Source organism: Sphingomonas sp. BK580, from assembly GCF_014194975.1.
GTDB lineage: Bacteria > Pseudomonadota > Alphaproteobacteria > Sphingomonadales > Sphingomonadaceae > Sphingomonas.
Window position 1 is genome coordinate 574,796 of the sequence record NZ_JACIAY010000001.1, and the last position, 13,316, is coordinate 588,111.

Consider the following 13,316-nt stretch of genomic DNA (forward strand, 5'->3'; position numbering starts at 1 on the left):
GCACTGGTGTGACGAGCGGCCCGTGCTCCTGCGCAAGCAGGAGCCCAGGGTGACGAAGGACGACGCCGGTGGCTCTAGGCTCCTCCCTGCGCAGCAGCACGAGCCGAGGCAGGCTCACTCCGGCAGGACGGTGCGCTCGCCCGTGATCGTCAGCTCGGTCCAGGCGCCGTCGGCGTCGCCGGGCTGGCCCCCGCCCAGGAACAGCCGGTAGGCGCCGGGCACGATCGCGCGCGTGCCGTCGCGCGCCACCAGGCTGAGCGAGCGCGGGTCGATCGTCAGCCGCACCTCGCGCGACTCCCCCGGCGCGAGCGACGCGCGCGCGAAGCCGACGAGCTGGCGCTGCAGCACCGGCACGGTCCGCCCCCGCGGCTGCGGCGCGACCGGGGCGAGATAGGCCTGCACCACCGCGTCGCCGGCGCGCGCGCCGGTGTTGGTCACGCGCACCGCGGCGCCGAGCCCGTCCCCCGCCGCGACCGTCACCGCCGCGGGCGAGGCGGCGGCATAGGCGAAGCGGGTGTAGCTCAGCCCGTGGCCGAACGGGTACAAGGGCGTGCCGGTGAAGAAGCGGTAGGTGCGCTCCTTCATGCTATAGTCGATGTACGCCGGCATATCGCGCGTGGCGGCGTAGAAGGTCACCGGCAGCCGCCCGCTCGGGCTGATGTCGCCCGCGAGCAGCCGCGCGATCGCGGTGCCGCCGGCCTGGCCGGGGTACCAGGCCGCGACCGCGGCGTCGGCGGTCGCCTTGGTCCAGGGATCGGCGATGGCGGCGCCGGTCATCTGCACCACCACCAGCGGCTTGCCCGTCGCCGCCAGCGCGGCGAGCAGCGCGCGCTGCGGCTCGGGCAGCTCGATCTTGGTGCGATCGCCGCCGACGAAGCCGGGCACGTCGAGCCGCAGCGCCTCGCCCTCGAGCGTCGGCGACAGGCCGGCGAAGGCGACCACCACGTCGGCGTCGCGCGCCGCGGCCACCGCCTCGGCCAGCTGCGCCGCGGCGGGCGCGACCCAGCGCAATCCGACGCCGCCGTCGGCGCTGACATGGTCGAGCTCGACGCGGAGCGCGCGCGGGCGCGCGTCGGCGAAGGTGACGCTCGCCTCCACCCCCTCGTCGCTGCCGCGATCTATGATGACGGGTTTGCCGTCGACCCACAGCCGCACCGGGTCGTGGCCGTCGCAGTCGAAGCAGCGCGGCACCTCGAGCCGCAGCGTGTAGCTGCCCGGCGCGGGCGGCGTCAGCTGCCCGGTCCAGCGCACCGCGTAGCGGCGGTCCTCGAGCCCGCGCGCGGGCGGCGCGCGGTCCCAGTCGAAGTCGATGACGCGGTCCTGGCGCGTCAGCAGCGGGCGACCACCCGCGATTGCGCCGCGGAAATACTCGCCGCGCAGGCCCGGCCGGCCATCGGCGGAGAGCGCGGTCTCGGGCACCGGCACCGCGACGCCCTCGGCGAGCACGCTGCCCTGCGCGTAGCGGACGCGCGCGGCGCCGAAGCGCGCGCGGATGCCCTCCAGCGGCGTGACCGGCGCCGCGGCGGTGCCGTGGTAATTGGCCTCGAGCACGTCGAGCGAGTCGGCGTTGGCGCCGATCACCGCCAGCCGCGTGCCGGCCGCGAGCGGCAGCCGGTCCTTGTTCGTCAGCAGCACCAGCGACTTCTCCGCCGCCTCCAGCGCGAGCGCGCGGTGCGCCGGGGTGTCGACCTGGTCGGGGCGGATGCGGTCCCACCGGCTGCGCCGGCCGAAGGCGATGCCGAGCGCGGCGCGCGAGCCGAGCACGCGGCGCAGCGCGGTGTCGACCTCGGCCTCGCTCACCAGACCCTGCCGCACCGCCGCGGGCAGCGCGTCGTAGCTCGGCCCGCAGTCGAGGTCGGTGCCCGCGCGCAGCGCCGCCGCGGCGGCGGAGGGCAGGTCGAGCCGGTAGTTGTGGAAGCTCTCGATATAGCCGACCGCGTCGCAGTCGGAGACGATCATGCCGCCGAAGCGCCAGCGCGCGCGCACCCGCTCGTTCAGCAGCGCCGCCGAGGCGCAGGCGGGGACGCCGTGGAGCGCGTTATAGGCGCACATCGTCGACAGCGCGCCGCCGTCGGTCAGCGCGAGGCGGAAGGCGGGCGTGTACGTCTCCGCCATGTCGCGCGGCGAGACGTCGACGTCGAAGGCGTTGCGCCCGGCCTCGGGGCCGGAATGGACCGCGAGATGCTTGGGCGTCGCGATCGCTTTTGGGGAAGCGGGGTCCGGTCCCTGCACGCCCCGGACGAAGGCGACGCCGAGCCGGCCGGTGAGATACGGGTCCTCGCCGTAGGTCTCCTGCCCCCGGCCCCAGCGCGGGTCGCGGAAGATGTTGATGTTGGGCGACCACAGGTGGAGCCCGGCGAAGCGCGGCCGCGCCGCGCCGCGGGGCAGCGCGTTGTACTTGGCGCGCGCCTCGGTCGAGACCACGTCGCCGACGCGGCGCAGCAGGTCGACGTCCCAGCTCGCCGCCAGCCCGATCGCCTGGGGGAAGACGGTGGCGACGCCGTCGCGCGCGAGGCCGTGAAGCCCCTCGCTCCAGTAATCATAGGCGGGCAGCTCGGCCGCGGGCAGCGCCGGCGCGGCGTTGCCGAGCTGCGCGGCCTTCTCCTCGAGCGACATCGCCGCGATCGCGCGCTCGATCGCGGGCGCGGCAGTGTCGGCCTGCGCCGCGATCAGCAGGAGAGGGAGCATGGCGACAATTCCTAGAGTGTACTGGCAGTCAGCTGATCCTCCCCTGCAAGGGGAGCGCGGGCTTTGGCTTGCCCCCGGCAAGCCAAGATGGTGCCTGGGGGGCACCATCTCGCCCGCACTGTCGCGCGCAGCGCGACGGAGGGGTGTCGCCGCCGGCGAGGGCGAAAGGACTCACCACCCCGCGACACCCCTCCCGTCAGGCCTTCGGCCTGCCACCTCCCCTTGCAGGGCAGGATCGACGAGCTTCATGTCCATACCGACCCGGATCCGGCCCTCCCCGCCGAGCGGGGAGAACCGAGTCAATCAGAAGTTCGCCCTCAGCCCGAGGCGGAAGGCGCGGCCGACCACGTCGTACAGCGTCGGCGTGGTGATGTTGCCCGGCACCGTCTCGCCGTCGCGGTTGAAGACGTTGTCGACCTTGGCATAGGCCTGGAACGCTCGCGTGAAGCGGTACGACGCCGCGAGGTCGACGTAGAGCGCGCCCGGCACGCGGTTATAGTCGTAGGTCGGGTGGTTGACCGTCGAGACCGGGCAGTTCGTCTGGCAGACGATGTTCTCGTTCGAGAACACGCCCGCGCTGAACCAGCGCTCCTGCACCGTGAGGCTGACCGTGTCGGTGCTCCAGTCCTGCGACGCCAGCACCTTCCAGTGCGGCACCGCGGTGGCCTCGATGTTGGTGCCGGCGAGCTGGCGCGGGATCGTGCCGGGCAGGCCGGTGTCCTGCACGAAGTTGATCGTGTGCGTCGCCAGCCCGCGCAGGCTGAGCCGACCCGGCAGGCCGATGCCGTCGAGCTTGGTGGTGTAGCTCGCCTCGATGTCGAGCCCGTCGGTGAAGATCGACGCGAAGTTGAACGGCTGCACCGTGACGTACGCCGAGTCGAGGTTGCTCAGGTCGAACGAGCCGCAGGTGAATTGCACGCCGCCGTAGCACAGGTTGATCTGCGTCTGCGCGTCGAGCGCGGAGATGGCGTCGTCGATCTTGATGCGGAAATAGTCGACCGACAGGCTGAAGCCCGGCAGCCAGCTGGCGCGCGACAGCACGAAGCCGACCTCGGTGTTGCGCGCGATCTCCGGGGTGAGCGCGCGGTTGCCGGTGGTGGTCTGCAGCACCGTGATCGAGCGGTTGCCGTTGAACGGGTCGATCGTGCCGGTGCGGTTGCTCGTCACCGGCGCGGCGAACAGCTCGGACAGGTTCGGCGCGCGGATGTCGCGCGAGGTCACGCCGCGCAGGCGGAAGCCGTCGAGCGGCGTGTCCCAGGTGCCGCCCACCTTCCAGGTGTAGACCGTGCCCGAGGTGCTGTAGTTGGTCGCGCGCCCGGCGACGTTGAGGTTGGCGCGGCCGATCGACTCGCTGTCGAACAGCGGCGCGTTGAGCTCGAGGTAGGATTCGAGCACGTCATAGCCACCGCTGCCGTTGCGGTAATTGCCCGCGTACCAGTTGCCGCCCTGCGGGTTGAGCAGCGGGTCCGCCGGGTAATCGTCGGTGTAGCCGGTCCCGGTCAGCACGCCGTTGCCGTACGGGTCGGCGGTGACGCGGTAGAATTCGTGGCGGAATTCCGCGCCGAACGCGACCGCGAGCGGCCCCGCCGGCAGCGCGAGCGGCTCGCCGCTGACCGAGAAGCTGGCGACGTCCTGGGTCTGGCGGGTGTGCTGGTACGGGCCGTTCTGCGGCTCGATGTAATAGCGCGTCGCGTCGGTCGGCGCCTGGCCGCCGAAGACGTTGAGCGGGGAACAGCCGCTCGCCACCGCGACCGGATCGGCGCAGGTGATCACGCCGTTGGCGCCGCGCACCGCCTGGATCGCGGCGCGGTAGCGCGGCATCAGCGGAATGTTGTTGACGTTGATGTCGGTGATGCCGGTGCCGTGCTCGTAATACGCATCGTAGCGCCAGTCGGTGCCGAACGCCGCGACCTTGCCCTTGGCCCCGACCACGCCGCGATACTGGTGCCGCCGCGTGTTGACGTCGATGAAATCGAACATCGGGTTGACCGTGCCGAAGCGGAAGCTGGTGATGCCGTTGGCCGCGCAGGCCGACTGGATCGCCGCCGGCACGAATGGGTTCGCGCACTGGATCGTCAGATTGTCCTGCGCCGAGCCGGGGTTGGGCGTGTTGCTCGTGTCGACGCGCGCGACGTTGAGCGTGGCGTAGATCTCGTTGTCGGGATCGACGTCGAAGCCGATCCGGCCGTAGGAGTTGAGCCGCGTGATCTCGGACTTGAAGCTGTTGCCGTTGGTCACGCTGCCGCTGAGATCGCCGCCGATGCACGAGCCCGGCAGACAGCCGGTGCCGTAGCGGAACGGCACCGGGTTGCCGTTGACGTCGAAGGCGGTGCCCGCGAGCGGGCCCGAATTAATCAGGCCGTAGCGCCCGAACAGCGTCGACTGGACGTGGTCGCGCACGAGATATTGCGGCAGCCCGTCGGTGGTGATCCCGCGGTTCTGCACGCCGCGCGCGACCAGCCAGGTGCGGCCATTGGGCCCGTCGCCGTTGGGATCGTTGCCCACGCCGAAGCCGGCCGAGGGGATGCCGTCCTCGTGGCTGTACTCGCCGCTGACGATCAGGTGCAGCCGGTCGCCCGCGAGCGACTTGCCCGCGGCCGCCTGGACGGTCCAGTTGGCGTCGTCGCCGTAGGTGCTGATGCCGCCCAGAATATTGGCGCGGAAGCCGGTGAAGCGCGTGTTGGTGACGAAATTGACCACGCCGCCGACCGCGTCCGAGCCGTAGGAGGCCGAGGCGCCACCGGTGACGACGTCGACGCGCTCGATCAGCAGCTGCGGGAACAGGCTGACGTCGGCGACGCCGGTGACGTTGGCGCCGACGACGCGCTGGCCGTCGATCAGCGTCAACGTGCGGATCGGCTGGAGCCCGCGCAGGCTGAGCGTGCTGAGCCCCTGCACGCCGGTGGAGGTGCCGTTGGCGCCGACGGTCGCGCCGGTCGAGCCCTGCAGCGCGGGCAGCTGCGCCACCGTGGTGAAGACGTTGGGCTGGGCGTTCTTGGTGATCGCCTCGTAGCTCAGCACCTGGGTCGGCGTCGGCGCGGTGAAGCCGCTCGAGACGATGCGCGAGCCGGTGACGACGACGTCGCGCGCTGGCTCCTCCGCCTGGCCCTCACCCGGCACGTTGGCGGCGGTGGTGCTGCCGGTCGCGCCGTCGGCGGGCTGGTCGGTGGTGACGCCGGGGGGCAGCTGCGGCTCGCTCGCCGACACCTGCCGCGCGGTCGCCTGGGCCGGCGTGAACATCGCCGCGACCGGGCCGAGCACGACATAGGTCTGCGGCCCGCTGCGCTGCGCGCGCAGCCCGGTGCCCTCGAGCAGCCGCGTGAGCGCGGCGTCGACGCTCATCGCGCCGCGCACCGCGTTGGTGCGCTTGCCGCGGCTGAACGACCGCGCCGCGACGATCTGCACCCCCGCCTGGCGGCCGAGCGCGGTGATCGCGCTCTCGGCCGGCTGCGCGGGTATGTCGAACTGCTTGGCCTGCGCGATCGCCGGCTGCGCCGCCACCACCACCGCCGCGCCCGTCGCGAGCCACAGGTGCCGCCTCATTCCCCCCATCGATCCACTCCTCACGGTCTCGTTGCTTTTCCGTGCTGGTGGAGAGACGTGAGCGATGAAGTTCCTTCTTCGGCGGATATATTATTCGCGCGCCCGATGCGGATCGCCGCGCCGGAGGTGTCGAGCGGCACCCCGAAGCTGTCGTGCAGCGCCCTCGCGAAGCCCTCCGGGTCGTCGGTGCGGAAGATGCCGTCGATCTGCTCGCCCGCCAGCCGCGGGTCGGCGAGGACGAGCTTGCGGCGGTTGTAGCGGTTGAAATCCTCGACCGCGTGCGCGACCGTCTGGCCGCTCAGGTCGATCGCGCCCGAGCGCCACGCCAGCGCGCGGTCGACCGCCGAGGGCGGTCCGTCGCTGATCCGCACCGCCGCATTGTCGCCGAAGAAGGCGCTCTGCCCCGCCACCAGGCTGGTGCGATAGCCGTCCGCCTGCGCCGCCCAGACCTGCACCACGCCCTCGGTGACGATGATGTCCGCGCCGCCGTCGCGACGCCGCACCGAGAAAGCGGTGCCGACCGCCTGCACCACCACCTGCCCCGCCTCCACCACGAACGGCCGCGCCGGATCCTTGGCGACGCGGAACCACGCCTCGCCGCTGGCGATGCGGACCTCGCGCCGGCGGCTCGCCAGCGTGACCTCGAGCTGCGTGTCGCTGTTGATCGTCGCGGTCGAGCCGTCGGCTAGCGGGACGCGGCGGATCTCGCCGATCTCGGTGCGATAGGTCGTGCCCCCGGCGAGCCACAGGAAGCCGCCGACCACCGAGGCGGCGAGCGCGCCGCCCGCCGCCATGAACAGCCCGCGCCGCCGCATCGTCGCGCGCGCGCGTGGCGCCGGCGGGTCGAGCGCGACCCAGCAGGCCTGGGCGTGGAGCAGCGCGCCGCGACGGCGCGGGTCGGCCGCCATCCAGCGCTCGAGCTGCGCCTCGTCATCGGCCGACCAGCCGTCGGCGTCGAGCCGCGCGACCCAGGCCGCCGCCTCGTCCGCGATCTCGCCCGCGCCCTGCCTGTTCCCCGAACCTGTCACCGGACCCGTCATCGCCGACGCCCTCCGCGCTGCTCGTGCTCGCCCATCAGATCGTCGGCGTCCTGCTCGGCCTGGCTCCAGGCCTGGCGCAGGAAGCGCACGCCGAGCCAGACCTGCTTCTCGACCGCTTTCTCGGTGGTGCCGAGATGCTCGGCGATCTGGCGCTGCGACCAGCCCTCGATCTTGCGCAGCTGGACGATGCGGCGGCAGCGCTCGGGCAGGCGCGCGATCAGGTCGAGCGCCTTGCCATAGGCCAGCCGCCCCGCCGCGAGCTGCTCGGGCGAGGGGCGATCGTCGTGATAGGCGTCGATCTCGGCGATCGTCTCGAGCGGCACGATGCGCTGGCGCTTGAGCCGCCGCACCAGCAGGTTGCGCACGATCGAGAAGAAATACGCGTAGGGGCTGTCGATGTGATCGACCGCCTCCAGCATGGCGAGCCGGCAATAGGCCTCCTGGATCAGCTCGTCCGCGTCCTCAGAGCAGGTACCCGAGCGCCGGAGCCAGGCGCGGACGCGGTGTTCGTGCGGCAGGATCTCGCGCGCCACCCAGACGGCGGTCTGCCTTCTGCGCGCGGCGTCGATCGCGCCTCCTGCCGTCCCACCCGCCATCTCGACCTTTCCGCCCGCTCAGCGATGCTGCTAAACGGTTGAGAGGCATGGCGCTCGCTTTTCCTTCCCCGGCGGCCGGATGGCAGGCCGCGCCCACCATCGTCGACCGCAGGCGCGCGCCGTCTCCCGTGAGGATCCTGCAGTCGAGGTTCACGCCAGCGCCCGCGCCGCTCTGAAGCGGACGCTGTTTCAGGTAGATGCATGCAGGGCACGCTTGACGGGCGGCCGCAGGCTCTCCGACGTCATGCTGCAGGGGCAACCGGGTTGCGCGCGTTCTCAGCGTCGCGGAAGAGCGCCCCCTATGACGTCGCGAGGCCGACGCTGGCGAGCTCCGGAACGCTCGGCTCCGTGAGCTCGCCAGGACGTCGATGAAGTCAGTCAGCGTGTCGCCACGCTGATCAATCTCAGGCGTTCGCCATCTTGGTCTGGACGGTCGTGAAGGTGTTGGTCAGCTGGTTGCCCAGGCCCTTCATCGCGGCGATGGCGGCGACGGCCACGAGAGCGGCGATGAGGCCGTACTCGATAGCAGTGGCGCCCTTGTTGTTCTTGATGAAACGACGGATCATGTTGGCGTCTCCGGTAAGGCTCGCCCACCGAGCCATGAACATGCTCTACGCGGGAATAGTTAAGTGACCGTTGTCACCCAGTCCGAGAGGCTCGGAGGCCTCTGCGCGGGTCACCACGCTATGACCGCTGTGGGCTGCGCTGGCCTGCCTCGCGAGGTGGGCCAACGCAGCCCGTCGGTGCTGGAGCCGACGAAGGCCGATGTACGTCACTGAGGTAAAGAATGCGTCTCGGTGCTCCGGTAAGCTCGTGAGCTTACGATGAAATTTGGATAAGCACTCCGGCGACGATACGGCCGAGGGACGGAGCGACGCCAACCTGACGGCTGAAACGGCCGGCGCAGCCCGCCCGCCGGTTCAGGCGATACCAACCTCTGCTCGATCGACGACGAATTGGATGCGGTTGCGAGCTCGCCGTCGATCACCGTCGCGACACGGGCGCCGGGTACATGAACGTCAGTAAAGCCGATTAGCTTGATGTAAGGAAAGTCGATGGCAGGGAAGCCCGGTGGCGCCTTACCGGTGCCTCGCGACCCACAGATCCTCCGCCACGAGGAACTGACCTTGGCCCGGCAGACCCAAGCTGCCGGGCCATTTTCTGTCACGGATCGGATCCGCTCGTCAGAAGATCGGTGCCGGCGCCTGGAGGAACTGCTGCTACGTCGCCTTCGCCGGACGGCGTCGGGCGGAGCGTGTCGTGCAGGGGAGTGACGCGCGCGGCCCACGAGCGCGACACGGCGCGGTAGGATCGGCGCGCGCGCCAACGTCGAAGCGACTTCGTCCTTCGAGCCCCCTCGCTGGTCGACATGCCGGTCGGTGCGGAGCCGCGCGAGCGCCGCGTCGGCGTGTGCCAGGAGTTGGACAGTCAGAAGGCTGTGCGCGGCGGGTGTGGCGGCGCTCGCGCCTCCGGTCATAGTCGAACGCCTGCGCCAACTGGATCGGGGCGGCTCGCCGGCGCCGGGACCACCCACGCCTACTGCCGTGGGGCGGTTCCCCGCGCGGTCGGATCGGCCTCGCCGTCACCGACCGCGACTGGCTGGCGAGCGACCCCGGCGTCGCGATACATCGCGATGGTGGCGATCGCGTAAGCCGCGGCGCGGCGCGCGCTGTCCGCCAGCCCGGTCTCGCCCTCGGAGAAGCGCAGCCACAGCCGCCCGAGCGCGGCGAAGCCGAGCGTCCCCGCGATGCCGGCGACGCGATGCGCCATATGCGCCAGCGCCGCCGGATCGCGCTCGTCGCGCGCCCCGGCCAGCATCGCGCCGAAGCGGTCGACCAGTGCCGCCACCTCCGCGACACCGAAGCTCGCCTCGAGCCGGTCGAGCGTCGCCAGCGTGGCGTCGCGGTGCCACGCCGCGAGCGCGTCGGCGAGCGCCTCGGGCACGGCCTCTCCCGCCACCGCCCCGTCGTAGCCGAGCGCGCGCCAGTCATGCCGCTCGATCCAGTCGTCGGGAGCGAGCGCGAGCACCGGGAGGTACGGCGAGCCGGAGAGCGACCGTACTCGTCCGGGCGACGGTGTGCCGCGCACGATCGCGACGAGCGCGACGTCGGGCGGCGGGGCGTCGGCACCGGGACCGGCAGCCCCAGCGCATACCCGCCATCCGGCGACCCGGACGGTCGCCGCGGCGAGCCCGACGAGCATAAGGCAGTGATCCTTCATTATCCGCATCAAAGTTCCACCGTTCCGGTCGAAAAAGCGCTCGACAGACCGGCCCCGTCGCGAAACCTTCATACCGCAAAAAAGATAAGCAAGTCGGTATGATGCCAGGACCGGAGCAGAGATTAGGGGGCCGTGCCCTCGTCGCTGACGACCACCCGCTGACGCGCGAGGGCCTGTCGCTCGCCGCTCGCGCGGCGTTGCCCGGGGTCTCGGTCGTCGCGGTGGGAACCGCAAGCGAAGCGAGCGAGGCGGCGGCACGGGGGCCCTTCCGCATGATCCTGCTCGACTTCCATCTGCCCGACGCGAACGGCTTCTCGGGCCTGTTGACGCTGCAGATGCACGCACCCCGGACGCCGGTCGTGCTCGTCACTGCCAGCGAGGAACCCGCGCTGATCGAGGCGGCGCGCGCGCTCGGCGCCGCCGGTTACCTGTTCAAGAGCCTGCCCCTCGACGTCCTGGCCGAGCGACTGCGCCGGATCGACTCGGGCCACACCGCCTTTCCCCCGACCAGCGGCGCCGCGCCCCAGCTCGGCGACCTGCGGGCGCGGATCGAGACGCTCTCGCCGGCGCAGCGCGGCGTGCTGATCGCGCTCGCCGACGGCCGCTCGAACAAGCAGCTCGCGCGCGACCTGGACGTCACCGAGGCGACGATCAAGGCACACATGACCGCGATCTTCCGCAAACTGGGCGTGACCAACCGCGCGCAGGCGATGCTGGCGGTACAGCCGCTGCTCGGCGCCGCACCGCGGTGAGCGCGGTGGCGCGCCCGCAACCTCCCTCGCGCCCGCGCTTCCTCTTGGTCGCCGCGCTCATTCCGCTGCTGATGGCGGCACTGATCGCGTGGACCGACGCGGAATATGCGCGCTCGCTGCGGTTGCAGGCGGCGGCGACCCGCTCGTTCGATCGCGAGCGCGCGCAGGTGATGCTCCTTTCCGCGGTGAAGGACGCCGAGACCGCGCAGCGCGGCTACCTGCTCACCGGGGACCCCGCCTTCCTCCATCCCTACGCCCCTGCCCGCCGCCTCGCGTCGAGACTGCGAGCGGTGGAGGGGGTCGCCGCTCCCGACGTGGCGGCGCTGATCGACATGAAGTTCGCCGAGCTGGACCGCACGCTCGCTCTGTTTCGCGCTGGACGACGCGAGGCCGCGCGTGCCGCCGTGGCCGACGGCGAAGGGCGCCGTGTCATGGACCGGCTGCGCACCGCGCTCGCGCGTGCGGGCACCAGCGAGCGCGCGCTGACGGAAGAACGCCGCGCCACCTTCGCGCAGCAGCGCAGCGAGCTCCGGCTGCTGCTGCTCGCCACCGCCGCGGTATTGACACTGGCGTTGGCGGTGACGCTGCGCTCGCTGTGGCGGTCGCGATGCGAGGCCTATGACGCCGCGCTCGACGCCTATGAGAAAGGCGAGCGCAACGTGGCGATCCTGCGCGGCACCAGCGACGCACTGCTGATCCTCAATCCCAGCGGTACGATCGAGATGATCAACGAGGCCGCCAGCACGCTGCTCGGCTACACGCCGGAGGAACTCGAGCGACGCGATATCGCCACGGTGTTGCAGATCGCGGAGGGCAGCGGCGCTTTCCACGAACGCGTCGGGCTCAGCGACGGTCGGCTCGGCCGGCACCTCCTCACCGACCGGGTCGCGCGCCATCGCGACGGCAGCGAGCGGCGCGTCGACGTGGCCATCGGCGTGATGCGAGTGCCGAGCGGCGACCATCTCGTGCTCTCGCTGCGCGACGCTTCCGAGCGCGCGCGCATCGAACGCGTGAAGGACGAGCTGATCTCCACCATCGGGCACGAATTGCGGACCCCGCTGACCTCGGTGGTCGGGTCGCTCGCGCTGCTGCGCGGCGATGCCGTGGCACAGCTGCCCCCCCAGGCCGTGCGACTGGTCGACATCGCCGACAATAACGCGCGCCGACTGATCCGGCTGATCAACGACCTTCTCGACATCGATCGGATCGAGTCGGGGCAGCTGACGATGGTGCGCGCGCCGATCGACCTGCGCGACGTCGTCGCGCACGCCGCGCTCGACAGCGACGGTCTCGCGCGCAGCCGCGAGGTGGTGCTGGCCGACGCGTCCGCGCGCACCCCGGTGCCAGTCCAGGGCGACGTGGGGCGGCTGCTGCAGGTGGTGACCAACCTTGTCTCCAACGCGATCCACGCCTCCCCCGCTGGGGCGACCGTCACGATTTCGGCCCGCGTCGAGGCGGCTCGCGCGCTGATCATGGTCGAGGATCGCGGGAGCGGGGTGGCCGCCGAGGTGCGACCGCGTCTGTTCGAGCGGTTCGAGAGCGGCCGCGCCGCGACTCACGCGCCCGCTTCCGGACTGGGACTGGCGATCTCGCGCGAGATCGTGCGCCGCCACGACGGTACAATCTGGTTCGAGGACCGCGACGGCGGCGGCTCGCGCTTCGCCTTCGCGCTGCCGCTGGCCGGGTCCGGAACCGGGGACGCGCCCGGCCGTGACACGCCGCTGCCGCTGCTGCTGCATGTGGACGACGACCCCGACGTCCGCGCCACCGTCGCGGCGGCGCTCACCGGGGTCGCGCGCGTGCTGCCGGCGGCGAGCCTGGCCGCGGCGCGCGCGCTGCTGCGCGACGGCGTGCCGCACCTCGCGTTACTCGACATGCAGGTGGTCGACGGTCATGGCCCCGAACTCGCACCCGAGCTGATGGACGCGAGCGGGGCGCCGATCCCCGTCATAATCTACTCGGGCCAGTCGGTGCCGCCCGCGCTCGCCGCGCGCGCCGCGGCGGTGCTCACCAAGGGGCGCCACGACCTGCCCGAGCTGGTCGCGACGGTGCGGCGCCTGCTCGCCGACCGGTGGGCGCTGGTGGAAGCCTGATGCCGCTGCGTCTGCTCTTCGTCGACGACGATCCCGACATCCGCACCATCGTCGAGCTGGCGCTCGGGCTCGATCCGACCGTCCAGCTGCACGTCGCCGCGAGCGCGAGTGAGGCGCTGAACGCGATGGCCGCATGGTCGCCCGATGCCGCGCTGCTCGACGTGTCGATGCCCGACATGGACGGTCCCGCGCTGCTCGCCGCGCTGCACGACCGTGCCCTCGACCTGCCGGCGATCTTCATGACCGCCCACGGGCGCGAGCGCGACGTCGCGGCGCTACACGCGATCGGCGCGCGCGGGGTGATCGTCAAGCCATTCGACCCGCTGTCGCTGTCCGCGCGGATCCGCGCGCTGCTCAGCGACTGAGCGCCGCTGACGCCGAACC

Annotated in this window: 9 protein-coding genes; 3 read left to right on the forward strand and 6 right to left on the reverse strand. The window is 71.8% G+C overall.

The window, feature by feature from the left end:
- Positions 1-114: 114 nt before the first annotated feature.
- The 6 genes from FHY05_RS02605 to FHY05_RS02630 form a co-directional block, all read right to left on the reverse strand.
- Positions 115-2,688, reverse strand: a complete 2,574-nt coding sequence (locus FHY05_RS02605; protein WP_183942822.1) for a glycoside hydrolase family 3 protein — start codon at positions 2,686-2,688, stop codon at positions 115-117.
- Positions 2,689-2,991: 303 nt separating this feature from the next.
- Entirely contained in the window at positions 2,992-6,231 is a 3,240-nt protein-coding gene (locus FHY05_RS02610) for a TonB-dependent receptor (protein ID WP_183942823.1), read from the reverse strand.
- A gap of 20 nt (positions 6,232-6,251) precedes the next feature.
- A complete protein-coding gene (locus tag FHY05_RS02615; RefSeq protein WP_311732352.1) occupies positions 6,252-7,259 on the reverse strand; it encodes a FecR domain-containing protein in 1,008 nt (335 codons plus the stop codon).
- Between the two features lie 8 nt (positions 7,260-7,267).
- Positions 7,268-7,867 (reverse strand): RNA polymerase sigma factor, encoded by a 600-nt coding sequence (locus tag FHY05_RS02620; protein ID WP_221190939.1) that lies wholly within the window; start codon positions 7,865-7,867, stop codon positions 7,268-7,270.
- A gap of 404 nt (positions 7,868-8,271) precedes the next feature.
- Positions 8,272-8,433 (reverse strand): Flp family type IVb pilin, encoded by a 162-nt coding sequence (locus FHY05_RS02625; RefSeq protein WP_183942825.1) that lies wholly within the window; start codon positions 8,431-8,433, stop codon positions 8,272-8,274.
- A 970-nt stretch (positions 8,434-9,403) separates the two neighbouring features.
- Complete coding sequence (locus FHY05_RS02630) at positions 9,404-10,069, reverse strand: hypothetical protein (protein WP_183942826.1); 666 nt, start codon at positions 10,067-10,069, stop codon at positions 9,404-9,406.
- 116 nt (positions 10,070-10,185) lie between these two features.
- On the opposite strand from FHY05_RS02630, the gene FHY05_RS02635 reads away from it, so the two are divergent.
- The 3 genes from FHY05_RS02635 to FHY05_RS02645 are packed head-to-tail and all read left to right on the forward strand — an operon-like array spanning position 10,186 to position 13,297.
- Positions 10,186-10,839, forward strand: coding sequence for a response regulator transcription factor (locus tag FHY05_RS02635; protein WP_260181098.1), 654 nt, complete (start codon positions 10,186-10,188; stop codon positions 10,837-10,839).
- Between the two features lie 5 nt (positions 10,840-10,844).
- Positions 10,845-12,932 (forward strand): ATP-binding protein, encoded by a 2,088-nt coding sequence (locus FHY05_RS02640; protein WP_183942828.1) that lies wholly within the window; start codon positions 10,845-10,847, stop codon positions 12,930-12,932.
- On the forward strand, positions 12,932-13,297 hold the full coding sequence (locus FHY05_RS02645) for a response regulator (RefSeq protein ID WP_183942829.1): 366 nt from the start codon (positions 12,932-12,934) through the stop codon (positions 13,295-13,297). The genes FHY05_RS02640 and FHY05_RS02645 overlap by 1 nt, the downstream gene beginning before the upstream one ends.
- The last annotated feature ends 19 nt before the right edge of the window (positions 13,298-13,316 follow it).

Excerpts from the sequence above, each read along its gene's own strand:
- FHY05_RS02630 (WP_183942826.1), bottom strand. The coding sequence starts at position 10,069 with ATGCTCGTCGGGCTCGCCGCGGCGACCGTCCGGGTCGCCGGATGGCGG.
- FHY05_RS02625 (WP_183942825.1), bottom strand. The coding sequence starts at position 8,433 with ATGATCCGTCGTTTCATCAAGAACAACAAGGGCGCCACTGCTATCGAG.
- FHY05_RS02620 (WP_221190939.1), bottom strand. The coding sequence starts at position 7,867 with ATGGCGGGTGGGACGGCAGGAGGCGCGATCGACGCCGCGCGCAGAAGG.
- FHY05_RS02605 (WP_183942822.1), bottom strand. The coding sequence starts at position 2,688 with ATGCTCCCTCTCCTGCTGATCGCGGCGCAGGCCGACACTGCCGCGCCC.
- FHY05_RS02610 (WP_183942823.1), bottom strand. The coding sequence starts at position 6,231 with ATGAGGCGGCACCTGTGGCTCGCGACGGGCGCGGCGGTGGTGGTGGCG.
- FHY05_RS02635 (WP_260181098.1), top strand. The coding sequence starts at position 10,186 with ATGATGCCAGGACCGGAGCAGAGATTAGGGGGCCGTGCCCTCGTCGCT.
- FHY05_RS02645 (WP_183942829.1), top strand. The coding sequence starts at position 12,932 with ATGCCGCTGCGTCTGCTCTTCGTCGACGACGATCCCGACATCCGCACC.